This window comes from Dietzia sp. B32 (assembly GCF_024732245.1).
GTDB lineage: Bacteria > Actinomycetota > Actinomycetes > Mycobacteriales > Mycobacteriaceae > Dietzia.
This window is the reverse complement of record NZ_CP093845.1, coordinates 2,798,365-2,821,604: the sequence shown is the minus strand read 5'-3', so window position 1 is coordinate 2,821,604 and position 23,240 is coordinate 2,798,365. Positions and strand designations below refer to the sequence as shown.

21 protein-coding genes and 1 tRNA gene are annotated in these 23,240 nt (G+C 72.6%); 10 read left to right on the top strand and 12 right to left on the bottom strand.

Features of this window, described 5'->3' with window-relative positions:
* Nucleotides 1–22 precede the first annotated feature (22 nt).
* From L8M95_RS13335 to L8M95_RS13325, 3 genes are read left to right on the top strand one after another with little or no spacing between them, the layout of a single operon-like run.
* Nucleotides 23–1,420: a M1 family metallopeptidase gene (locus tag L8M95_RS13335; protein WP_260489259.1), complete on the top strand. Its 1,398-nt coding sequence runs from the start codon at nt 23–25 to the stop codon at nt 1,418–1,420.
* A complete protein-coding gene (locus L8M95_RS13330; protein WP_260486596.1) occupies nt 1,398–2,747 on the top strand; it encodes a polysaccharide biosynthesis protein in 1,350 nt (449 codons plus the stop codon). Before L8M95_RS13335 ends, L8M95_RS13330 begins: the two co-directional genes overlap by 23 nt.
* Nucleotides 2,744–4,714 carry a galactan 5-O-arabinofuranosyltransferase gene (locus tag L8M95_RS13325; RefSeq protein ID WP_260486595.1) on the top strand — a complete coding sequence of 657 codons (1,971 nt, stop codon included), beginning with the start codon at nt 2,744–2,746 and terminating at the stop codon, nt 4,712–4,714. The genes L8M95_RS13330 and L8M95_RS13325 overlap by 4 nt, the downstream gene beginning before the upstream one ends.
* Before the next feature lie 24 nt (nt 4,715–4,738).
* Here the strand turns inward: L8M95_RS13325 and L8M95_RS13320 are convergent, their stop codons facing one another.
* Both L8M95_RS13320 and L8M95_RS13315 read right to left on the bottom strand, forming a co-directional pair.
* Complete coding sequence (locus L8M95_RS13320) at nt 4,739–5,086, bottom strand: hypothetical protein (RefSeq protein WP_260486594.1); 348 nt, start codon at nt 5,084–5,086, stop codon at nt 4,739–4,741.
* Between the two features lie 14 nt (nt 5,087–5,100).
* Nucleotides 5,101–5,997 (bottom strand): glycosyltransferase family 2 protein, encoded by an 897-nt coding sequence (locus L8M95_RS13315; protein WP_119192901.1) that lies wholly within the window; start codon nt 5,995–5,997, stop codon nt 5,101–5,103.
* A 63-nt stretch (nt 5,998–6,060) separates the two neighbouring features.
* On the opposite strand from L8M95_RS13315, the gene L8M95_RS13310 reads away from it, so the two are divergent.
* The 5 genes from L8M95_RS13310 to L8M95_RS13290 are packed head-to-tail and all read left to right on the top strand — an operon-like array spanning nt 6,061 to nt 9,917.
* Nucleotides 6,061–6,813: a glycosyltransferase family 2 protein gene (locus L8M95_RS13310; RefSeq protein WP_260486593.1), complete on the top strand. Its 753-nt coding sequence runs from the start codon at nt 6,061–6,063 to the stop codon at nt 6,811–6,813.
* Entirely contained in the window at nt 6,810–7,199 is a 390-nt protein-coding gene (locus L8M95_RS13305; RefSeq protein WP_260486592.1) for a DUF2304 domain-containing protein, read from the top strand. The genes L8M95_RS13310 and L8M95_RS13305 overlap by 4 nt, the downstream gene beginning before the upstream one ends.
* A gap of 8 nt (nt 7,200–7,207) precedes the next feature.
* Nucleotides 7,208–7,549 carry a hypothetical protein gene (locus L8M95_RS13300; RefSeq protein WP_260486591.1) on the top strand — a complete coding sequence of 114 codons (342 nt, stop codon included), beginning with the start codon at nt 7,208–7,210 and terminating at the stop codon, nt 7,547–7,549.
* On the top strand, nt 7,546–9,168 hold the full coding sequence (locus L8M95_RS13295) for an alpha/beta hydrolase family protein (RefSeq protein WP_260486590.1): 1,623 nt from the start codon (nt 7,546–7,548) through the stop codon (nt 9,166–9,168). Before L8M95_RS13300 ends, L8M95_RS13295 begins: the two co-directional genes overlap by 4 nt.
* 11 nt (nt 9,169–9,179) lie before the next feature.
* Entirely contained in the window at nt 9,180–9,917 is a 738-nt protein-coding gene (locus tag L8M95_RS13290; protein ID WP_260486589.1) for a hypothetical protein, read from the top strand.
* A 21-nt stretch (nt 9,918–9,938) separates the two neighbouring features.
* Here the strand turns inward: L8M95_RS13290 and L8M95_RS13285 are convergent, their stop codons facing one another.
* The 3 genes from L8M95_RS13285 to L8M95_RS13275 all read right to left on the bottom strand — a co-directional run bounded on the left by L8M95_RS13285 (nt 9,939) and on the right by L8M95_RS13275 (nt 15,113).
* Complete coding sequence (locus L8M95_RS13285) at nt 9,939–10,877, bottom strand: SDR family NAD(P)-dependent oxidoreductase (protein ID WP_260486588.1); 939 nt, start codon at nt 10,875–10,877, stop codon at nt 9,939–9,941.
* Between the two features lie 121 nt (nt 10,878–10,998).
* Nucleotides 10,999–13,083, bottom strand: coding sequence for a DUF6541 family protein (locus L8M95_RS13280; protein WP_260486587.1), 2,085 nt, complete (start codon nt 13,081–13,083; stop codon nt 10,999–11,001).
* Between the two features lie 122 nt (nt 13,084–13,205).
* Nucleotides 13,206–15,113: a hypothetical protein gene (locus L8M95_RS13275; RefSeq protein WP_260486586.1), complete on the bottom strand. Its 1,908-nt coding sequence runs from the start codon at nt 15,111–15,113 to the stop codon at nt 13,206–13,208.
* A 67-nt stretch (nt 15,114–15,180) separates the two neighbouring features.
* Between L8M95_RS13275 and L8M95_RS13270 the strand changes: the two genes are divergently transcribed.
* A complete protein-coding gene (locus L8M95_RS13270; protein WP_312027416.1) occupies nt 15,181–16,008 on the top strand; it encodes an HNH endonuclease family protein in 828 nt (275 codons plus the stop codon).
* 36 nt (nt 16,009–16,044) lie between these two features.
* Here L8M95_RS13270 and L8M95_RS13265 read toward each other — a convergent pair whose 3' ends face one another.
* The 5 genes from L8M95_RS13265 to L8M95_RS13245 all read right to left on the bottom strand — a co-directional run bounded on the left by L8M95_RS13265 (nt 16,045) and on the right by L8M95_RS13245 (nt 21,129).
* Nucleotides 16,045–16,929, bottom strand: coding sequence for a DUF1542 domain-containing protein (locus L8M95_RS13265; protein ID WP_260486585.1), 885 nt, complete (start codon nt 16,927–16,929; stop codon nt 16,045–16,047).
* 73 nt (nt 16,930–17,002) lie between these two features.
* Nucleotides 17,003–18,184, bottom strand: coding sequence for an acyl-CoA dehydrogenase family protein (locus tag L8M95_RS13260; protein ID WP_396118866.1), 1,182 nt, complete (start codon nt 18,182–18,184; stop codon nt 17,003–17,005).
* On the bottom strand, nt 18,181–19,344 hold the full coding sequence (locus L8M95_RS13255; RefSeq protein ID WP_260486584.1) for an acyl-CoA dehydrogenase family protein: 1,164 nt from the start codon (nt 19,342–19,344) through the stop codon (nt 18,181–18,183). The genes L8M95_RS13260 and L8M95_RS13255 overlap by 4 nt, the downstream gene beginning before the upstream one ends.
* Before the next feature lie 8 nt (nt 19,345–19,352).
* Nucleotides 19,353–20,156, bottom strand: a complete 804-nt coding sequence (locus L8M95_RS13250; protein ID WP_260486583.1) for a crotonase/enoyl-CoA hydratase family protein — start codon at nt 20,154–20,156, stop codon at nt 19,353–19,355.
* A gap of 148 nt (nt 20,157–20,304) precedes the next feature.
* A complete protein-coding gene (locus L8M95_RS13245) occupies nt 20,305–21,129 on the bottom strand; it encodes an alpha/beta fold hydrolase (protein WP_260486582.1) in 825 nt (274 codons plus the stop codon).
* Between the two features lie 45 nt (nt 21,130–21,174).
* Here L8M95_RS13245 and L8M95_RS13240 point away from each other — a divergent pair, with 45 nt between their 5' ends.
* Complete coding sequence (locus L8M95_RS13240; RefSeq protein WP_260486581.1) at nt 21,175–21,780, top strand: TetR/AcrR family transcriptional regulator; 606 nt, start codon at nt 21,175–21,177, stop codon at nt 21,778–21,780.
* A 63-nt stretch (nt 21,781–21,843) separates the two neighbouring features.
* On the opposite strand, the gene L8M95_RS13235 is transcribed toward L8M95_RS13240, so the two are convergent.
* Both L8M95_RS13235 and L8M95_RS13230 read right to left on the bottom strand, forming a co-directional pair.
* Nucleotides 21,844–21,916: transfer RNA gene (locus tag L8M95_RS13235), tRNA-Thr, on the bottom strand.
* Between the two features lie 75 nt (nt 21,917–21,991).
* Nucleotides 21,992–23,206 (bottom strand): DNA polymerase III subunit delta', encoded by a 1,215-nt coding sequence (locus L8M95_RS13230; protein WP_260486580.1) that lies wholly within the window; start codon nt 23,204–23,206, stop codon nt 21,992–21,994.
* Nucleotides 23,207–23,240 lie beyond the last annotated feature (34 nt).

Genomic DNA, 23,240 nt, shown 5'->3' with positions numbered 1-23,240 from the left:
TAGACTCGCGCGGGTCATGGAATTGAAGGCAGTCAAGAGAGACCTCGTCGCCAGAATCGCGGCCCCACGCACCCCGTCGGGCTCCGACCCGGTCGATCCCTACCTGCCCGGCGCCGGCAATCACGGGTACCGCGTCACGCGCTACGAGCTGGACCTGAACTACAAGGTGAGCCCCAACAACCTGCGTGGCGAAGCGGTGATCACCGCGACCGCCACCGAGCCGCTCGAGACGATCCAGCTCGACCTCTCCCCACACCTGACCGTGTCCAAGGTGCTCCTCGACCGGGGCCGCGTCACCCGCTACACCCGGCCCCGCGGCAAGCTCTCGATCACCCCGGCCGAGCCGCTCGCCGTGGGTTCCGCGTTCACGCTGACCATCCGCTACTCCGGCAACCCGAAGCCGATCCGCGGCGCATGGGGCGAGGTCGGGTGGGAGGAGCTGACCGACGGCGTCCTGGTGGCCAACCAGCCCAACGGCGCGGCCAGCTGGTTCCCCTGCGACGACCATCCCTCCTCCAAGGCCCCGTTCCGCATCCGGCTCACCACCGACTCGCCGTACCGCGCCGTCGTCACCGGTGCGCTCGTCGGCAAGAAGCGCAGCGGCAGCACGACCACCTGGGATTTCGACCTCCCGTACCCCACCTCCACCTACCTGGTCACCGTCAACCTCGGCCGTTACGAGCACCTCGAGGCCACCGACGGGCCGGTCCCGTTCCACGCCTTCCTCCCCGCCGACCTCAAACGCGGATTCAAGGAGGCCTTCGTCCGGCAACTCGAGATGCTCACGGTCTTCTCCGATCTCTTCGGCCCGTACCCGTTCGACAGCTACAAGGTCGTGGTGACCGACGACGAACTCGAGATCCCGCTCGAGGCGATGGGCATGTCGACGTTCGGCCGGAACACGTGTGAGGCCGCCGGCCGACCGGACTCGGACGAGCGGCTCATCGCCCACGAGCTCGCGCACCAGTGGTTCGGCAACGCCGTCACCGTCGCCGAGTGGAAACACATCTGGCTCCACGAGGGTTTCGCCTGCTACGCCGAGTGGCTGTGGACGGAGTTCTCCGGTGGCGTCGACGCGGGCAGCCACGCCCTGCGCTACTACTCCAAGTTGCAGGACTCCCCCCAGGACATCCTCCTGTCGGACCCCGGGCCCGAGGACATGTTCGACGACCGCGTCTACAAGCGCGGTGCCCTCACCCTGCACGCGCTGCGCCTGACGATCGGCGACGACCGTTTCTTCGACCTCCTCCGCGCGTGGGTCGCGAAGTACTCCGGCAAGACCGTCACCACCGCCGACTTCCTCCACATGGCCGCCGACCACACCACCCTCGATCTGCGCCCGCTGTGGAACGCCTGGTTGTTCTCCGAGCCCCTGCCGCCGACCCTCGGTATGCCCGATGACGACACCGGCAGCCGCTGAGCCGACGCCCACCACCGGCCGCGGGGCCGCGGGCGGGATGCGGGCGCTGACGCTGGCGACCCTGTTCGCCGCGGCCTCCGGGTATCTGGTGATGCTCGTCGCCGGCCGTGCCCTCGGCCCGGCCGACTATCCGCTGTTCGCCACCTACTGGGGTGCGTTCTTCGCCCTCGGCGGCGTCGCCAACGGGCTGATGCAGGAGGTCACCCGCGCCGTCCGCTCGGCTCGTGAGGGCGACACGTCGGCCCCCGGGGTCGGCAGCGGGCTCGGGGCCCGCGCCGGGGGCCCCGGCACCGCCGGTGCGCGGCCGCCGCGGTCGGACATCCGGTTGCTGCCGGCCGGGCTCGCGCTGGGCCTGGCCCTCGCGGCCGCCGTCGCCGTGAGTGCACCGGCCTGGCCCGCGCTGGGCCTGCCCACGTTCGCCGGTGTCGGCGTCGCCATCATGGCCTTCGGCATCCTCGGCTTCACCCTCCAGGCCGCGACGGCGGGCGCCCTGTCGGGCACCGAACGCTGGGGTCTGTACGCGGTCCTGCTCACCGTCGACGCGGCGCTGCGCCTGGCCGTCGCCGGGGTCGCGTGGTGGCTCGGCGACGCCGGGCTCGGGTTCGCCGTGGCCACGGTGGCCGGTGCCGTGACGTGGGCACTGCTCATCGCGCTGTCCCCCGCCACCCGCGACGCGCTCTCCTCGGCGGTCGACGCCGGTCGCCGGCGCTTCTGGCGCAACACCGGTGCGGCGATGCTCGCCTCCGCGGGGACCTCGGCACTGGTCACCGGCTTCCCGCTGTTCGTCACCGCCACCGTCCGGGCCGACGACCCGGCCCCGCTCGTCGGCGCGGTGATCCTCGCCATCACCCTGACCCGCGCGCCGTTGCTCGTGCCGCTCACCAGTTTCCAGAGCGCGATCATCGTCTACTTCGTCCGACGTCGCGCCCTTGGACCGCGTTCGCTCGCCACGCCCCTGGGCCTGGTCACGGCCGTGGGGATCGTGGGAGCGGGAGCCGCGTGGCTGGTGGGACCGTGGTTGATCCGCGTCCTGTTCGGCGGTGACTTCGAGCTCCCCGGCGCCGTCCTGGCCGCCCTGACCGCCGCGTCCGTGGGCACCGCCGCCCTGATGGTGACGGGCAATGCGGCGCTGGCCTTCGATCGGCACCTGCTCTACAACTCCGGATGGTGGGTCGCGGTCATCGCCGCGGCGGTCCTGCTCGTCGCGGTCCCGGGTGCGCTCGACGTGCGCGCGGCGATCGCGCTGCTCGCCGGCCCCGGCGTCGGGGTGGCGGTCCACGTCGTCGGCCTGGTCGCGTCCTCCCGCCACGGGGAGCCCGCCGGATGACCGACGCCCGCCTGCTCGCCCGCCGTGCCGGCGAACTCCTCGCCGCCCTCCTGGTCGCGGCGGTGGTCGGCGCCCTCACGTTCGCTGGAGTCGACGCGCTGCCGTTCGTCGAACCCAGCTGGCTGCCCGAGACGTTCGGTGCGACCCTCGCTGCGGGGGTCGTCATCCTCACCGGGTGGCTGCTGCTGCGCAGGGCCACGAGCGGCCGGACCCTGTGGCTCCTCGGCACCGCCGGGCCGGCCTTCCTGGCCTCCTCCCACCTCGGCCTCCTGCTGAACGGCACGCCGCACTACCTGTTCGGCCTCGGCGGCGACCAGCTCAACCGCGTCGCCTACGTCACCCGCTTCGCCGACTCCCCCGCCCTCGCCGACCCCTTCTACGCCGACGCCGCGCCCTTCTATCCGCCCCAGTGGTTCTGGGTGGGCGGTCAGCTGGCCCGGATCGCGGGCGTCGACGGCTGGGAGTTCTACAAGCCGTACGCCATCGTCACCATGGCCATCGCGGGCGCGATCGCGTTCGTCGCCTGGCGCTGGCTGGTGCCCACGCGTCTCGCGGTCCTGTTCGGGCTGGTCACCGCGGTGGTCGGTGTGCACACCAATGCCTACGAGCCCTACTCGTGGATCCTCGTCTGCCTGCTACCGCAGGTCGTCGTGGCGACGTTCCTGCTCTGCGCCCGCGCCGCCGCGCGGGCGCACGACCCGGACGGTGGGCGGCCCACGTGGCCGCTGGTCGTGACGATCGGTGTGTACCTCGGCTGGGCGGCGCTCGGTTACACCCTCATCGCGGGTGTCGCGGCGCTGATGGTGGGCCTCGTCGTCGTCCTCCATTCCTGGCGGTACCGCGCCGACCGAGCGGTGGTCCGCGCGCTACTCGGTCGACTGGCCGCCATGGCCGGGATCTCCGCCGCGATCGCGCTGCTGTTCTGGCATCGATTCCTGCTGGCCGTCCTCGGTGGCGCCGAGACCGAGTCGTCGGTGGCCAACGACTTCGCGCCCGAGGTCGCCTCCCGGTGGCCGCTTCCGATGTTCGAGGTGTCCGCCGCCGGGCTGCTGTGTTTGATCGGCGTCGTGTGGCTGGTGGTCACCGTGTGGCCCGCCCGCGCCGACCTCGCCGCCGAGCGGGTCGCGGGATCGCTGCGAGCGCGGATCGGGACGAACCCCGACGCCGACGTGGTCCCCGACCACGACGGCCCCCTCCCGCCGACCGACCGCACGCTCGTCCTGGCCCGGGCCCTCGGACTGGCGACGGTGACCGTACTGGGGTGGTACGTGCTCTCGGGGCTGCGGGCGGTCACCGGCAGCACGCTGCTGCCGTTCCGGATGATCCCGGTCATCACGCTGGTCCTCGCGCTGGCGGGAGTCGTCGGCGCGCTGACCCTGGCCCGGTGGGCGGTGCACACTTCTCCGGACCGGTCCCGTGGCCGGACCCTCGCCGCGGCCGTGGTCGTCGCCGGTCTCGCGGCCGTGCAGATGGTGCAGCACGTGTCCGAGGAGGACGCGGAGTTCGCCGCCGCGGCCCGCGCGTTCCCCGCGATGTCCCGCGACGTGCTGGACGCGGTGGACGACCTGACCGGCGACCGGGTGCCCTCGGATCTCGTCGTGCTGACCTCGGATCCGACCCTCTACGCCTACCGCCCCTACTTCTCCTTCCAGGCGCCGGCCCAGGCATACGCGACGCCGGCCGGTCGGTACGAGGAGCGCCTCGATGAGGTCCGTCGGTGGGCGGAGACCGGGACCCCCGAGGAGCTGACCGAGGCGCTGGAGTCGAGCGCGTTCCGCAGCCCGGACGTCCTGGTCCTGACCCGCGAGGGGTCCCGACGCTGGGTGCTGCCCGCCATGGTCAACCAGATGCCCCGGGTACGGAACAACTCACGCGAGGAGATCGTCTTCCGGCCGCGGCAGTTCGATGACCCCACCCGGTTCGACGTCCGCGAGGTCGGGGAGCGGATGGTGATCGTGCGCCGGTGACGCGGGGCGGTCCGTCGGGCGGGGTCAGGTCTGCCGCAGCGACGCCGGCGCCGGGAACGGCACGACGATCTCGCGACCCACGTCCTCGATCGCGTCGGTGAGCGCGGTGGACAACACGATGCGGTCGTCGTAGACGTGGGCGATGCGGACCACGGTGTCGCGTCCGCCCTCATCGACCAGGTAGCGGTCCATGAGGAAGCGGAGGCCGACCCGCTCGAGCGCCGCCTCCGCCTCGTGCCAGTCGTCGACCGGGCCCATCGGGCGACCCAGCCTGTCGATCGGCACGAGTGCCGGCTCGGCGACCGTCACGTCGATCCAGCCGACCACCTCGCCGTCGTCGCGGCGGTGCGGGATCCACGTCTCGGGGATCACGCGTCACCCGCCTGTCAGAACTTGCGGAACGTGTGCCCGAGCAGCTTCTTACCGCCCTCGGTCAGCTTGCCGGCCCTGGCCGCGGTCGGGATCAGCGACAGCGCGTTGAGCCGCGACGTGACGTGCAGGCGCGCGGCACGCTCCGCGCTCTTCCAGCCGCGGGCGGCGAACGCGTCGGCCTCACCGGCGAAGAAGCGGGCCTCCTCGTCGAACCGCCGACCGTCGAGGGCGCGGACCGAGGAGTCCGACGCCGAGTGCCGACGGTAGAGGAACGCCAGCGTGGGGTCGTAGATCATGTGGCCGCCCCCGGTGATGACGTCGACCAGCAGCGCGAGGTCCTGCACCACGTCGAGGCCCTCACGGAACCCGATCCGCTTGACCCACTCGGAGTTCCACGCCAGCGACGGGAAGTAGGTCCAGTTGCCGTGCATGAGCGAGGTCATGAGCTTCTCGCCGTGCAGCACGGTGCGGCCCTGCGCCTTGGGCTGGGTGAACGCCTTCACCGAGTCGGACAGCCCCCGGACGGGCGCGCCGTGCTCGTCGATCACGCTGACGCCGACCTCCATCACGGCGGCATCCGGCACGGCGGCGAACCCGTCGGCCACGACCTGCAGGTAGTTGGGCAGCATGATGTCGTCGGCGCCCATCACCACGACGACCGGCGCGGTGACCATCCCGAGGCACTTGCGGTAGTTGCCGTTCGCGCCGAGGTTGGTCTCGTTCTTCTCGTAGGTCACCCGCTCGTCGCGCGCGGTGATCTCGCCCATGTAGCGGGCAGGCTCCGGATCCGGGTAGCCGTCGTCCACCACGACCAACCGGAAATCGCGGTAGCTCTGCGCCAGGACACTGTCCACGGCCTTCTTGAAGTGGTCGACGTCCCCGTAGTAGGGGAGCATCACGTCGATGGCCATCAGGGGAACCGCCGTCCTTCTCGTCACCGGATTGTCCGTCCGGTCGCATAGTATCGACCTCCGATGAGCAGTGACAGTGTGCGGGATACGGAGTCGGGCGCGACGGGAGGGGATTCCCCTGTCGGTCACCGCGACGTATGGCTGGTCGTCCCCTGTTTCAACGAGGGCACCGTGATCGAGGAGGTCCTCCGCTCGGCGCGCGGGACGTTCCCCAACATCGTGGCCGTGGACGACGGCTCGGCGGACGACTCGGCGGCGGCGATCTACCGTGCGGGCGCACATCTGGTGCGCCACCCGGTGAACCTGGGCCAGGGCGCCGCGATCCAGACCGGCGTGGAGTACGCCCGCGCCCAGCCGGGGGCCCGCTACTTCGTCACCTTCGACGCCGACGGGCAGCACCAGGTCAAGGACGTGCTGGCCATGGTGGAGCGGCTGCGGTCCGAGCCCGTGGACATCGTCGTGGGCACGCGCTTCGGCCGGCCCCGCGGTGACGACGACCAGGTCCCGCTGATCAAGCGCCTCGTGTTGCGGACCGTGGTCCTGCTCAGTCCGCGCACCCGGCGGCTGGGCCTGACCGACGCCCACAACGGTCTGCGCGTGTTCAACCGCCGGGTCGCCGAGGAGCTGAACCTGCGGATGAACGGGATGAGCCACGCCAGCGAGTTCGTGGAGCTCATGGACTCGCGCGGCTGGCGGGTGGCCGAGCAACCGGTCGACATCCTCTACACCGAGTACTCGATGTCCAAGGGCCAGTCGCTGCTCAACGGCATCAACATCCTCTCCGACGGGTTCGTGGGAAAGAGGCTGCCCCGATGATCAAGGTCCTGCTCCTGCTGGCCGGCGCCGCGCTGGTCGTGTTCTTCCTGGCCAACCGCCGCAAGGCGCGGGCGAAGGCCGGGGTGAAGATCGGCTTCGTGCTGTTCGTGGTGTTCATGGTCTACGCCGTGATCCGCCCCGATGACCTCACCGTGGTCGCCAATGCGCTCGGGGTGCAGCGCGGCACGGACCTGGTGCTGTACGCGCTGGTCATGGGCTTCGCCTTTGTCACCGTGTCCACGTACGTGCGTTTCCGCGAGCAGGAGCTGCGCTACTCGCGCCTGGCCCGGACGATCGCCCTGCAGAACGCGGTGCGCCCCGAGGACCGGGTGGACGCGAAGGTGATGAAGCCGGCTCCGCACGACGACGACCCGATGCGACCCTGACCGCAGCCGTGGACGGGGGCGCGAACGAGGACGTCCGCGGCGAGGCCGCGCGCCTGCGTCGCCGACTCGCGGTCGCGCGCGACCGACTCGGCGCGGTCCTCCGTGCCGGTGGCGACCCCGGAACGGGCGAGGTGGGTGCCGTCGCCGGCGGGGACGCCGGGGCGCGTGGGGGTGTCGCACGGATCGACGACGACGACGAGATCCGCGTCCTCCTCCGCCCGGCGGCGTCCCGGATCACGCGCCTGCTCGAGCTGACCGGGGCCGTCGTTGACGGCGCGCTGTCCCAGGCGGCGGCGGAGGAGGCCGCACGGGCGGTTTCGGGCTCCCAGCCGTTGCGGCGGCCGCGGTGACCGGCGCACTTCCGGAGAACCCGCCGCCGGCCCGGGTGACCCGGCTTCTCGAGCTGGCCGCCGGGGTCGTCTCGGCGAGGGACGCCCTGGCGACCGCGCGCGACGCGCTCCTCACCTCCACCACCCACTCCCCCGCCCTGGACGCGTTGGCCGACGCCGTCGACGGCGAGGCCCGCGGACTGACCGAGGTCCTGGCGGGCGTGTACCGGCTCGTCGAGCTCGCCGAGGACTCCTGGGACGACCTCGACGGCCCGGACCCGCTCCCCGAGCCGGAGCGAACGGCCCTGCGGGCGAGGCTGGACCGGGCCACGGACAACGCGTTCGCCGATCTGGCCCGGCTCACCGGGATGACGTCGGGCGGTCCGGAGGTGGCGGGCGGGTGGGGCGGCCACGGCGGGCTCGACACGGCCGCCACGGTCGCGGGCTGGGCCGGAGCGGAGCCGGACGAGGTGTACTCGGGCCTCGAGCACATGCCCGTCGCCGACCGGCGTGTCCTGGCCCTGGCCGAGCCGGAGGCCGTGGGCGGGACGTACGGCGTGCCCTGGCCCGTACGGGCCCGTGCCAACGCGGTGGCCGTGCGCCGGGCGCTCCACCGCGAGCAGCTCGTGGGGACGCCGTGGAGTCCGCGCATCGGGCGTCTGGAGACGATGGCGCGACGCGATGCTCGTCGTCGTCGTTCCTTTCCTGCGTTCTCGCCTCGGCGCGGTGGGCGGATGATCGAGGTGGTGGGCGACCTCGGCCCGCACACCGAGGCGGTGGCGGTCTACGTGCCCGGCACGGGCACCAATCTGGACATGTCCCACGTCAACACCGACGTCGCGGGGGACCTCGTCACGGCGGGCGGCGGGCGCCTGGCCGTAGTGGCGTTCCTCGACGGCGAGTTCCCGCAGGACATCATGGCCGATGCCGGCGATCCCCGGTTCGCCGAGGCCATGGCGCCGCGGCTGGTCCGCTTCTGCCGCGAGGTGGACCGGGTCATGGAGATCGAGTGCCCCGGCGCCTCGCTCACCGTGGTGGGGCACTCGTACGGCGGGCGGATCGTGGGCACCGCCGAACGGCTCGGCCTGCGTGCCGACCGGGTGATCTACGCCGAGTCGCCCGATCTCGGGGTGGGCGTGGAGATCCCCGCCGACTGGCGGGCCCCCGGGCCGGTGCGCCGGTACTCCCTCACCGCACCCGGCGACCCGGTCGAACTGCTGCAGGTCCGGTTTGGTCTCCGTCGGCGCTGGTCCCACTCCGACCTCGGTGGCGGTGCCGTCCGCCTCGACACCGGCTACTTCGCCGACGGCACGCCCGTATACGGCACCCGCGGCCACGGCGGCGTGTTCGACCGCGACTGCGGGGCGTTCCGGGCGATGCTCGCCGTCATGCTCGGCGGCCCGGCCCCCCTGTGGCGGGAGCGGGAGATCCGGGCCCGGCACACCCGCGTCGACCGCGGTGAGGAGGGGCGGATCGTCCCCGTCGTCCTCCGACACACCGTGGGCCTCTTGCTCCGTCGCGATGCGGATCCCTATGGGGAGCCGGCCGTACTCTGGGAGGGACCCGAGCGACTGACCATGGTCCCTCCGGCGACGCGCGCGGCGGGGGAAGGGGTTGGCGTTAGCCCGGGGGCTGTCTGATACTGGGGCCCATGGCTTCGCTCGACACCCGGTTCACCCGCCCGTCCCTCACCGCCGTGGGGATGGGCGCCCTGGGCGTCCTGTCCGTCGGGCTGATCTCCACCGGCCTCTGGTACGACTCGCACCGCAGCGCCGAGGCCGTCGAGCGGGCCCGCGCGCAGGTCGAGTCCGCGCAGGCCACCGGGCCCACCGCCGAGCCGATCGCGAGCACGACCTCCGAGACCAGCACGGCACCGGGCACCGACGAGCCGACCGGAAAGACCGAGGAGACAACCTCCGTAGACGAGCCGACCGAGCCGGTGTCGCCCGCGACCAGCGTGCCGACCGTGGCGCCGGTTCCACAGGTCGCCGCTGTCCAGCCGGTCCGTCGGGCGTCGGTCGTTCCGGCCGCACCGGTCGCCCCCGCTCCGGCGGCTCCGGCTGCACCGGCGGCGCCCGCCGAGGGCGCGGAGGGCGCGGAGGGTGGAGGCACCGAGGGCGGGGCTGCGGGCGGTGGGGAGGACGCCGGTCAGGGACAGGGCGAGCTCGAGGTCACCGCTCCCGACGGCGCCCGGCCCGCGCCCGGATTCCCGGACCTGCTCCGCCCGTTCCTGCCCCGGCCCAACGTGGCGCCGCTTCCGGACACGGTCCGCGCCGACGCGGTGGGCACCGGGCCGGTCGCCGCCGCCGACACCGTCGATGCGGGCGCCGCGGACGGGGCAGAGGGCGATGCGGGCGCCGGCGCCCGCGCTGGAACGGGCGCGAACTAGCGCCTCAGTCGCGGAAGGACGTCAGTCGCGGAAATAGTCGACGGTCCGGGCGACGCCCTCTCGGATCGTCACCCTCGGCGTCCATCCGAGAACCTCGGCAGCGCGGTCGGCGTCCAGTGCCGAGCGGGCGACGTCGCCCAGGCGGGCGGGGGCGTACTCCGGATCGTCGGCGGACCCCGCGGCCTCGGCGACGAGAGTGTGCAGCCCGCGATCGGTGGTCTCCACGCCGGTGCCCACGTTGAACCGCAGGCCCGCTGCGGCCGGGACCTCGGCCGCGCGGACGAAGGCGTCCACCACGTCGTCGACGAACACGTAGTCGCGGGTGTTGCCGCCATCGCCGAACACGCGCGTGGGCTGACCTGCCAACAACCGCTGGGAGAAGATCGCCACCACCCCGGCCTCGCCGTGCGGGTCCTGCCGCGGCCCGTACACGTTGGCCGGCGCGACGCCCGCCCACTCGATCCCGTACAGGCGGGAGAACATCTCCAGGTAGATCTCCCCGGCCACCTTGCCCGCGGCATACGGACTCAGCGGGTCCACGGGCCGTGTCTCGGCGACGGGCAGCTCGGTCACGGGCCCGTAGATGGACCCGCCCGAGGAGGTGAAGACGATCCGCCGCACCCCGACCTTGCGGGCGGCCTCCGCCAGTCGGACGGTGCCGACGACGTTGACCTGGGCATCGTGGACCGGGTCCTCCACCGACAGTCGCACGTCGATCTGCGCCGCCAGGTGGAAGACGACCTCGGGCCGGGCACCGGCCACCACGCCCTCGATGGCGGGGTCGGTCAGATCCATCTCACAGAACTCGAACCGGTCACCGGCCTCACGGGCCGCGGCGAGGTTCGCCAGCCGACCGCGGGACAGGTTGTCCACCACGGTCACGTCATGGCCCTCACCCAGCAGCCTGTCCACCAGGGTCGACCCGATGAACCCGGCCCCTCCCGTCACCAACGCGCGCATGTGGTGCCTCCCCTTGTATGCAATGAGCACTTGTGTGCGACGAGCCCGGTCTTCTGGAACACCAGTGGCCACCCCACCGGAGGCTCCCGATCAGAATACGACCGGGGTGCCATTCGCGAGGTCACTCCGGGCCATGGATCCCGCTCGCCCTGGTGAGCGGGGTCCGCCGCTCGGGCGGGAACGGGGAGTCCTCCAGCACCTGCGCCAACTCGGCGTCGGTGAACGCCGCCCGCACGGCATAGATCCGGACCTGCGATTCGCCGTACACCCTGACCAGGCCGGGCGTCTGGTCGAGGCGCAGCAGGTGCTCGTTGGGCTTCTGGAATCCCCAGTAGTTGGGCGGGCTCACGTAGACGTACGTGACGCCCAGGTCCGCCAACGCCCGGTCGACCTGCGGGTCCACCCCGGCCCGGTCCATCCGGGTGAACAGATACCCGGTCAACGGCGCGGTGGTCCCGGACTGCAGGTAGTGCCGCGAGGTCGAGGGCAGCCCGTCCGTGGCGTACATCCAGCCGGACCCCTCGTCGGGGTTGGTGTAGATCAGGCCGGAGTAGGCCTGCGGCTGCTCGGACAGCCACCGGAACGCGCGTAGGTCGTGCTCGTCGACCATCCGGCCCCAGCGCTGGTTGACCCCCGCGGCGACCGCGTACTCCGGGGAGGCCTGGACGACCCAGGATCCCACTCCCACCAGGGCGGCCAGGGCCACGGCTACCCGGGCGAGCCGCACACCGCCACCGTCCGGGTCGGTGAGGGGGTCGACGAGCCTCCCCAGCCATCCCGCCAGCGCCTGCACGACCGCCCCGACGCCCACGCCGACCGCGGCCGCCACCACCACCGCCAGCACGACCCCGATCCGACGCGGGTCGTTGTAGTAGATGCTGCCGATCCCGCGCAGCACACCGCCCGTCCAGTTGCCGAACACGCTCATGGAGTTGACGCACACCACCAACAGCCCGCCCCACAGGAGAAGCGGCCAGAACACCTTGCGGCGCAGCATCACCACCAACCCCAGCGCGGCCAGGGAGAGCAGTACCCACCGCACGCCCCAGTCCTGGACGTGCCGGACCTGCAGGGCCACCGCCTTGCCCCAGGTGGCGGCGCGGTCGGCGTCGATCTCGAACTCGAAGGCCGAGATGTCGTCGGCCTCCTCGGAGACCGTGAGCACCTGCGGCAGGAGGGTGAGCACGCCGGCGAGCCCGACCCCGGCCAACACCAGGACGTCGCGCACGCGGCCGCGCACCGGTCGCCACAGTCCGTCGAACAGCCACCAGAACAGGACGAACACGCCGGCCGTGACCATGGCCGACGGGTGGACGCCGCCGATGCCGACCAGCCCGAGCGCGGCGGCGGGGATGAGCCGGCGATCGGCCAAGGCCGCCACCACCACCGCGGCCCCGAGGCCGGCCATGCCGTTGGCCACGGCGGACGGAGTCGCGGCCACCATCACCTCGACGAACGGCAGTCCCGGGAACAGCGGGGTGGCCATCGCCGCGACGGCCGCCGAGGTCGCGACGACCGGGCGCGAGAACCGTCGGTGGGTGATCAGCCACGCCAGCGCCGCCACGCCCAGCGGGAAGACCAGGGCGACACTGCCGATCTGCACGAGGTTGTAGGTCTCGACCGCGCCGATCCCGCGCAGGCCCATGACCAGGGCGGCGATCGCGTGCCACGTGCTCGGGTAGTAGAGGGTCGCCCCGTTCTCGGGGTAGCGCAGCTCCCCCGCGTGATCCGGCGAGGCCACGCCGACGTCGTGGATGAACCGGATGTAGTTGGCGTGCCAGTGGGCGTCCCAGCCCTGGAAGACGTTCGCCGTCCCACCGGGAGTCCCCGAGAGCTCGGTGAGGATCATCTGACCGATGAGCCAGGCGCTGACCAGGATCGCCGCACCCGGCAGCAGCCACCACCACGAGCGCCGCCCGGGTCGACCGCCCACCGGCGCGGCGTCGCGGCCTCGTCGTCGTCGCCACACCCACGTCGCCCCGGTGATGAGCAGCCCCACCACGCCGACCACCGCGGCGGTCGCGGCCGTGGCGACAGCATAGCCGCCGAGCGACCAGGGCACCCCGATCCGCCCGTAGACGAAACCGGCGATGGCGGCGATACCGAACGAGACCGGGATCGACGTCCCCACCGCGAGGCGCAGGGGCAGCTGGGCGGCGAGCCCGACGATCGCACCGGGCACCACCAGGAGTGCGGTGAGGGTCATCATGACCAACGCGATGTCGATGACCCGCCTCCGTTCCCAGCCCAGTCGGTGTCAGTGGCCCTCTCGGTGTCCGTGGCCTCTCCGTCCGACCCGCCCATTATGGTCCACCGCCCCGGGAAACCTCAGCGCGGCACGAGCACTCCGACAGGTCCGCTGCCCACGCACAGTTCGGAGGTGCCCCCACCCGGGGCGACGGTCAGGCCCGTCCCCCCACCCTCGAGGCGGACGAACACCGTCCCAAACCCCGCCTCCACCGGGGCCGTCACCTCGTCTCCGTCGTCGAGGCGGACCGCGACGTGGCCGTCCGAGTCGGCGAGGAGGTGGAGCCGGACCACCCAGTCACGCCCGAGCAGCGGCCCGTCCAGCGCGAGCCGCGCGCCGCCCGGGCCGACCCGGTGCCCGCACCCCGGCTCGGGCCCCTGCACGATGGTCCGACCCGGGACCACGTCGGCGGGGTGCAGGGTCCCCCGGGCGTCGATCGTTACCGGGTCGTGGGTCCACGCCCCCACCTCCGGAACCCCCGGCACCCCGGCGAGCAGCGCGGAGAGCCGGTTCGCGGGTGTGGTGACCGGCAGCAGCACCTCGAGGGGGACGTCCTTGTCGAGCAGGGGCTCGGTCCGCTCACGCAGGGCGGTCACCAGCGGTTCGGTGTAGTCGCGGGAGGGTTGCTCGGACCACGACCGCCGGTACGACACGGTCGACACGGCCGACGAGACGAGCAGCGCGACCAGCCCGGCGGCACCGACCGCGGGCAGCCACGCTCTGACGCGGTGACCCCACGCAGCGGGCTCCCGTCGTGGTGCGGCGATGGCCAGGGCGGCGGCCGCCGCGAGGACGACCGGCAGTTCCGCGTGGTACCGGAGGGTCTGAACGATCTCCGTCGCGGTGTCCGGGCCGGTGCGCCCCACCGCGACCAGGATCACCGGCACCAGCGGATACAACGCCGCGGCCACCCAGACCGCCCCGGTGCGTCGACGGGCGGCCAGCGACCACACCAGGACCGCCGCGACCGCGAGGACACCCGCCAGCACCGCGGCGGTCGACGGGTCGGCCACGGGCGGCCCCGGATGCCAGCGGTCCCAGCTCCACGGTCCCCCGCCCAGCGTCGGCACCACCGCCAGCCGGTAGGTGTGGTCCAGTAGCGCGAGGAACCCGGGACCCGTGCCCTCGGCCTCGTAGCCGGCCGGGAGGTGGCCGGATGACCCCCCGCCCAGACGGCCGACGACGACGAGGAACACCGCCGCCCACACCGCCACGATCGCGGCCAGTGCAGACCAGGCCCAGCGGGTCCGCTGCCACAGGAGACGCAGGTCGGCACGGTCTGCGGGGCCCGTCCACCACGACCCCAGCAGCACCGCGGCCGCGACCACCGGGATGAGGAGGGCCTTTTCCACGAACAGCAGCCCCAGCGCCGTGGCCACCGCGGCTCCCACGGCGTGGCGTCGGCGCCCCGACCTCGCGAGCCGGACCATCGACGCCACCGTCCACGCCATCGCGGCGGCCAGGGGTAGCGCGTTGAGGGCGGCCGCCCACCACGTGGCCGAGGGCAGGCCGAGCGGGATCGCGAGCGCGGCCACGAGCGGGACCAGCAGGACCGCCCGGCCCGCCGACAGGACCCAGAGCATGCGTGCGAGCGCGGCGCCCGCGAGCAGCTGGAGCACCGCCATCTGCAGCAGCGGGACGCGGAAGTCCAGCGGCGCGACATGGGCGGCGACCCAGGTCAGGGCCATCCCGCCGGGCATGAGGTGTCCGTCGTGGTCGGCGAACAGGAACGCCGGGTCCGGCAGCGGGCGCGCGGCCGCCTTGCCGTGCAGGAGGAGGTCGTCCCAGTAGAACCAGCCCGCCGCCGCGACCCAGGTGCGCACGACCGTGGCCGCGATCACCACCAGTGCACAGGCTGCGACCAGCGGGCGCCGGTCGAGCGTCCGGCGTCGGGCGTGCCGGTCGGTCGACGGCGCCGACGGGCCCGGCGAGGCGGGCGGATCCGTGTCAGCCGGTGCGGAACGTCGGCTGGGTGTCGCGGGCGGCATCGCGGCCAAGGCTAGTCGGCTCCGGGTGCCGACGGGGATGTCGGTGGGCGTCGATAGGGTGCCCCGCATGAGTTCCGGAACCCCTCGTGCAATCGGTGCCGTCGTCCTCGGTGTGGTCGTGTTGGCCGGGATCGGCTGGTGCGCTGATGTCGAGGACGGCGCTTCCGGCACCATCGGCACCACGCCGACCTCGGCGGTCGACCCGGAGGGGACCACCTCGCCGTCGTCGCCGGGGACACCCCCGCCCGTCGACGCGCAGCCGGCGCCCCCCGCCCAGCCTGAGCCCCCGGTCGTCCCCGACGCCGGCCCGTCGGGCGATCCCCTGGTCGCGGCGGCCCGCGAGGCGCTGCCGCAGCTCGAGGTCAAGGGCCGGGCACCCAAGACGGGCTACGACCGCGACCTGTTCGGGCAGTCGTGGACCGACGACGTGTCCGTGGAGTTCGGACGCAACGGCTGCGATACCCGCAACGACATCCTCCGGCGCGACCTGCGGGACATCACCTTCCGGCCCGGGACGCGGGACTGCGTCGTCCTCACCGGGGTGCTGGAGGGGCCGTACACCGGGGAGCGGATCGACTTCGTCCGCGGACAGGGCACCTCCTCCGAGGTGCAGATCGACCACGTGGTGGCGATGTCGGACGCATGGCAGAAGGGCGCGCAGCAGCTCACCGAGGAGCAACGGCGTGACTTCGCCAACGACCCGCTCAACCTGTTGGCCGTGGCGGGGTGGGCGAACCAGCAGAAGGGCGACGGGGACACCGCCACCTGGCTCCCGCCCCGTCGTGAGTTCCGGTGCTCGTACGTGTCCCGGCAGGTGCTGGTCAAAGACCGCTACGGGCTGTGGGTGACGCCGGCCGAGCGCGACGCGATGGACCGGGTCCTGGCCGGCTGCTGAGCCCGCCGCGGGCGGCAGCGGTCACACGCGGCCCGGTCAGAAGTCGAAGAAGCCGCCGCCGTCGCCGCCGAACAGGCCGCCGTCGAAGAAGCCTCCGCCGCCGTCTCCCCCGCCGTCGCCGCCGCCGAACAGGCCACCGTCGAAGAACCCGCCGCCGTCGCCTCCGCCATCGCCGCCGTCCCCGCCCATGAGACCACCGTCGAAGAACCCCTCGCCGCCGTCTCCACCCATGTCGCCGCCCATGTCACTGACGTCGGCGCCTCCCTCGCCCACCCCGGACGCGAAGTCCTCACCGGAGTAACCGATGCCCGACATGCCGGCGAACATCATGTTGAACATCATCATCGAGCCCATCATCCACACGCCCGTGGTCAGGGCCGATGCCCACCAGGGCTCGGAGTACCAGCCGGCCGGGACCGGTCGGCCGGCCACGACGCCACCCGGGTAGTAGTGCGGGGTCTCGTCGCTCGGATCGGTCGCGGCCTTCATGGTCCGGCCCTCGACGTCGACGGTGCGGTCCTCGGTCACGCGGCCGGCACGGTCCTGGCCGGGGGTCTTGGGCAGCTCGGGCCCCGGGTCCAGGCCCATCGCCGAGCGCGCGGCGCGCACGTAGTACAGCCCCTCCAGCGCGGTGTCCTTGGCCAGCTGGGCCTGAACGGGGGTGCGGGCGTTCTCCAACTCGGACACGGCCGCCGTGTAGCGCTCCGAGGCGTCGGCCATGGCCTGCTTGGACGCCTCGTCGGTGCCGTCGAGGTTGAACACCTGGCCCCCGAGCCGCTCGACCCACCGGGCCGCCTCGGCCCGGTGATCGGCGAGGTGATGGTTGTGCCGCGCCTCCAGCTGGGTCTGACCCTTGTTCTGACTGCGGGAGACCACGGCGACGGCCACCGCGATCACTGCGGCGATGAGGAGGAATTCCACGACACGACCTTTCTCGGTACTGGTGTCGAGGGTACCGAGATCGCGGCCCGTGGCGCGCGGCCCGGCCCGGGGCTCAGCGGTCCCGCGAGGGCGTGTGGCGCGCCCGGGTCACGCGGTCGAGCCACGCCGCCCCGGCACCCTCGATCGCGACGCCCCCGACGACCATCGGCCACGCCCCGTCCATCCCGCCGGCCACGGCCGCGTCGGCGAGCAGGGACTCCCAGAACGTGGCCGAGCCGAACTCCCCGCGCCACTGCAGGGCGGGCAGGGTCAGGCGGTGCAGGGTGTGCTCGTGGGTCGTGCCCATCGCGCCGTGGACCTGGTGGGCGTTGCGGACGGCCACGGCCAGTGCCTGCGAGACCACGCTGCGTGCCACGGCCACCCGGAACCCGGACAGCGGGCCGGCGAGATCCGTGGTGAGGGCGTCGGCGACGGCCTGGTCGACCGCCGCGCGGGCGAGGACCGTCTCCGCGGCGATGTCGACGACGAGGTTCTGCACCGACTGGAACCGTGCCAGTGGCCGGCCGAACTGATTCCGCTGGGTGGTGTGCGCGACGGCCGAGTCGAGCATCCCCTCGGCCGCGCCGACGCACTGCACCGCCCGGGCCAGCGCTCCCCGCAGTACGGCGGCCTCGACCGCGCCCGAGTCGACCGCGGTCCACATCGCGTCGGCGGGCGGTCGCACATCGCCCACGGGCACCGCCGAGATCCCCCGGGCGGACGTGACGACGGTTCGGCCGGTCGGCACGTCGGCGAGCTCGTACCCGCCGGCCCGGCTCTCGCCCACCTCGTCGTCGTCCCCTCCGGCCCGGCGGACGAACAGGACGGTGTCGGTGCCGCCCGCCCAGGCCACGCGCCGTGCGTGGCCGTCGGGGCCGATCACGGCGAGGGTGGCCGTCGCCGTGGAGGCGTCATCGAGCGCGGCGGCGCGGCGCAGGGGACCCACGACGAGGTCGGTCTCGGCGTACGGGATGGCCACCCCCGCGGCCGCCGACAGTCGCAGCAGCGCAGCCGCCTCTGCCCAGCCGGCTCCACTCCCCCCGCCCGCTTCGGGTGCGGTGAGCCGGGCGAGCCCCACCTCCACCAGGCTCTGCCACGCCTTTTCCGGGTCGGGCTCGACGTCGGCGCCCGCGTGTCCGGCGAGGACATCGCCCATCATCGTGAGCAGGTCCTCGTCGACGCCCGGGGCCGCGGACGCGTCGTTCGTATCGGCCGGGTCCGCGGACGCGGCGTGCTGGTCGGTGGCGTCGCTCATCGCATCCCCAGTGCTCGCGCGATCACGCCGCGCAGGATCTCGTTGGTCCCGCCGCGGAGTGTGAACCCGGGGCGTTGGTGGAGTCCGGCCCGGAGCAGGTCCGTCAGCTCGGCCGCGGCCGGGTCGTCACCGGCCGCGAACTCGTCGCCCAGGCCCGCGGAGACCGCGTCCACGAGGTCGCCCTCGGTGGTGGTGCCCAGGAGCTTGACCAGGGCGGCGGCGGTGTCCGCGGGTTCGTTCCGCTGGAGGGACCCGGCGATGTTCTGGCTGAGCGCGTGGAGACCGGCCATCCGGGCCACGGACCGGCCGAGGTCCGCGCGAGCGGGCAGCGCACCCGAGGCGACCGCCCCGATCTCGGCGGCGAACACCCGGAACGAGGACAGGAAACGCTCGGGCCCGCTCCTCTCAAAGGCCAGCTCCGAGTTGACCTGCTCCCAGCCGTGGCCGAGGGTGCCGAAGACCATCGAGTCGGGCACGAACACCTCGTCGAGGACGACCTCGTTGAAGTGGTGGTCGCCCGAGAGCGACACGATCGGGCGGATGGTGACGCCCTCGCTGCGCAGGTCGACGATGAACTGGCTCAGACCCGCGTGGCGGTTCGACGTGTCCAGGGGCTCGGTGCGGCACAGGGCGATGAAGGCCTCGGCGTGCTGGGCGCCCGACGTCCACACCTTGGTCCCGGTGATCGACCAGCCACCGTCGACCCGGACGCCCTTCGTCCGCACGCTCGCGAGGTCGGATCCCGAGTCCGGTTCGCTCATCCCGATGCCGAAGCAGCACTCGCCCGCGGCGATCCGGGGCAGGTACTCCCGCTTCTGTTCCTCGGTCCCGTACCGCAGCAGCGACGGCGCGATCTGACGGTCGGCGACCCACTGCGCCGCGACGGGCGCGCCCACCGAGAGCAGTTCCTCGGTCACGACGAAGCGTTCGAGGAAGGTACGCCCGTGGCCTCCGTACCCGGTGGGGATCGTCATCCCCACCCAGCCGCGTTCGGCCAGCCGGCGGGTGAAGTCCTCGTCCCACCTCGTCAGCCACGTGTCGATCCACGGGGTGAGGCGGCCCGCGGCGATCTCCTCGGCGAGGAAGTCCCGCACCTCGGCCCGCAGGGCGGTCATCTCCTCCGTCGCCAGGGTGGTCGGTGGGGCGATTCGGGACGGCATCGGTGCTGCTAGCGGCCGGTGTAGGTGCCGGGGCGCTTCTCACCGAACGCGGCGAGAGCCTCGCGGTGATCCTCGGTGTGATGGGCGAGCGCCTGCATCGTCGCCGAGAGTTCGAGCAGCGACTCCAGCGACTGGTGCTGGGACTCGCGCAGGAGGCGCTTGGCCATCCGCACCGCGTGCGGCGGGTTCTTGGCCACCCGGGCCGCCAGCTCCCGGGTGGCGTCCATGAGTGCGTCATGCTCGACGACCCGGTTGACCAGGCCCCACTCTGCGGCCTGCTCGGCCGTGACCCGGTCCCCCGTCAGTGCCATCTCCGCCGCCCTCGCCGGGCCGATCGCCTTGGCGAGCAGCCAGGCGCCGCCGTCGCCGGGGATGATGCCCAGCTGGACGAAGCTCTCCGCGAACCACGCCTTGGTGGAGGCCACCCGCAGGTCGCACATCACGGCGAGGTCGCAGCCCGCGCCCACCGCCGGCCCGTTGACCGCGGCCACCACCGGCACCTCGCAGTGGTACAGGGCGCGCGGGATCCGCTGGATGCCCCGGCGGTAGCCGTCGCGGAGCTCGTACGGGCTGCCGCCGAACATCCCGGCCCGGTCCACCATGTCCTTGACGTTCCCGCCGGCGGAGAACGCCGATCCCGCCCCGGTGAGCACGACCGCCCGCACGTCGTGGTCCGCGTTGACCGCTGCCACCTGGGCACAGATCGCGTCGACGATCGCCGGATCCGAGATCGGGTTACGGACGTCGGGCAGGTTGAGCGTCCACGTCTCGATGTGGTCGGCGCGCTCGACGAGCAGGGGCGCAGTGGTCATGGGGGTCCTTCTGGTCGCGGGGTGGCCATCCCTATCTAACTACCTACCGCCCATGGTGGCCCCTCTGGCGGGACCGCGCCCCGAAATACCCGACCACGACCTCGACCGGAGACCGCTCGGATGGCCGGGCGGTACTTGCCCACGTGCATCAGCGAGCGTCCAGGCCTGCCCAGAACTCGTCAAGAGCCCGGAGGAGCGCATCGGGTTGCTCGAGCGCGGGAATCACCCGGGCGCCCCGCACGGTGACCTCGCGCGCGTCGGCCATGCGGGCGGCGACCGCGCGGGCCTGCTCCGGGGTCCATTCCCCGCGATCGTCCGTCGTGACGAACAGGACCGGGCACCTCACCTCCAGCGCTGCGGAGTTCAGGTCAGCGCGGTGGAGGATCGCGGTCTCGATGGCGCGGATCGTCGCCCGGCGCCCGGCCCGGCCGAGCGCGTCACGGAGTAGGTGCACGGCCTCCGGGTCGTGAGCGCGGGTGCGATCCGTGAAGATCGACTCCTCGATGGCGGACCTCACCGGCCCGCGGGGGCCGATCACCCGGTAGAGCGGGACCAGCATGCGGACCTTGCGGCGCAGTGACCTGTCGATCGGGTGAGTCGGTGCACTGACGACGACCAGGCTCCGGATCAGGTCGGGCCTGCGAGCGGCGACCTCGATACCGACGTGGCCTCCCCAGGCGTTGCCCAGCCAGTCGACGCTGCCCTGCCCCGTCGACGCCCGGACCCGCTCGAGCGCATCGATCGCGGCGCCTGCGCAGGCGGAGATGTCCGTTGCGGCGCGGAGCGGGTCACTCCGGCCGCACGACGGCGCGTCGATGAGATGGACGCGGTGTGCTTCTGCCAGCCCCGGCACCAGCCTGTTCCAGCTTGTCGAATCAACGAACATGCTGTGCCACAGCACGAGCGGTGGGCCCTCGCCGAGTACGTCGACATGCAGTCGGCCGAGCCGCGTGCCCACCAGTCCCGAATCCATATTGACATTACACCGTGTAAATCCAAATCTGTCTAGACTCGGATCATGACCAGGACCTACTCATCGGAGCGTCGAACGGAGCGGGCTCGACAGAACCGGGCGACGGTGGTGGGCGTCGCGCACGAGATGTTCGTCGAACGGGGATGGGTGGCCACGACGATGGCCGAGGTCGCCTCCGCCGCCGGCCTCGCCCGACAGACCGTCTATCAGCAGTTCGACGGGAAGCTCAGCCTGCTCGACGCGTGCATCGACCTCTCCCTGTCGGATGGCGCGGACGTCCCCGTACGCGAGTTGACGGACTACATGAAGATGGGCGTCGGCTCGGTCGGGGACCGCCTGGCGGCCGGCGCAGCGTGGCTACGCGGTGCGCACGAACGGTCAGCCGCCATCCAACACGTCCTGGACGAGGCCGCGGTTGTCGACAGGAACGCCGCGGCGCGGCTGACCGAACGTGAGCGCACCCGCTGGGACGAGGTGCGATGGGCGTCCGGGCTCATCCTCGGCTCCCCGCCTGCCGGGACAGCCGTCGACGCACTGTGGATGCTCACCTCGCGGTCCGTGTGGCTGAGGCTGACCCGCGATCGAGGGTGGACTCCGCACCAATGGGAGGACTGGTTCATCCGCCACGCCCGCGAGGAGCTCGGCGGTTAGACCCGTGGAACGCACAGTGCCCCCGACCTCGGATTCCGAGATCGGGGGCACTGGTTCTGGCGGAGCCGCGTGTCGGAATCGAACCGACGACCTTTTCATTACGAGTGAAATGCTCTACCGACTGAGCTAACGCGGCGAGCCCTTGTGGGGCGACGCAACTATATCCGACCGACCCCCGTCGCCGAAAAACGACCCGCTCCGTCCGGCTCCGTCAGCCGAGAGCACCGCGGATCGCGCCCACCATCGCGGAGACCGCGAACTTGGGTTTGACGTTGACCTCGATCGCGGCGCGGCACTCCTGGATCGCCTCGATCGCCCGGAGGATCGCCGCGGCCGGGTAGTGGCCGCCGAGTCTGGCCGCCTCCTCCGCCTTGTCCGGATGCACCGGGGCGATCTCGCCGACGCCGAGGGACGACATGAGCGCGTCCCGGTAGAACCCGGCCAGGTCGACCAGCGCGAGATCCAGCGAGTCGCGGGTGGACCTGGTCCGCCGCGACTTCTGGGCCTTCTCGAGTTCCTTGACCGCGCCCGTCGCACCCCGCCCGGCCGACGCGGTGCCCTTGCCGGTGCCACCCGCACCCAACGCGGTGCGGAGCTCCTCGACCTCGCGCTCGTCGGCCTCACTGTTGCGCGCCAGCGCCTCCTGCTCGGCGGAGCTGACGAGCCGGTCCGCGAGTGGGAACGCACGACCGGGATTGTGCATGACCATCGGCAGCTGGAGGACGACATCCCGGCGTTCCCGGGTCGCCTCGTCGGTGGCCAGCCACCGGGCGCGGCCCACGTGCCCCGAGGACACCGACGCCGCCCACCGGGCCAGCTCGGGGTCGATCGGGTCCCCGCCGGCGAGCAGGGCCCGCTCGACCGCCGCCGCGTCCGGCTGGCGCAGTGCGACGTTCCGCGAGCGCGACCGCAGGGTCACCATGATGTCCATCGGGTCGGTGGTCGGCGAGCACAGGAGGAACACCGTCCGGCTGGGCGGCTCCTCGACCACCTTGAGCAGCGCGTTCCCGGACTGCTCGGTGAGCCTGTCTGCCTCCTCGACCACCACGATCTGCCACCGCCCGGTACCGGGACGACTGGCCGCACGGTGGATGGTCTCCTTGACGTCCTTGAGCAGGATGTTCACGCCCTGCGGTGCGAGCAGGTGCACGTCCGCATGGGTGCCGGCCAGCACCGTGTGGCACGCGCGGCACTCCCCGCAGCCGACCACGTCCGGGTGCTCGCACTGCAGCGCAGCGGCGAATGCCATGGCCGCCACGCTGCGTCCACTGCCGGGAGGACCGGTGAACAGCCACGCGTGGACCATCCGGGCGTCCGAGGAGTCCCAACCCTGTCCCGGCACCCGGGCACGGGCGGCCGTCGCGGCAGCAGTCAGCTCCGCCACGACATCGGCCTGTCCGGCCAACCGATCGAACACCCCGGGCATGGCCCCCACCTTATCCCCGCCCACCGACACGCCT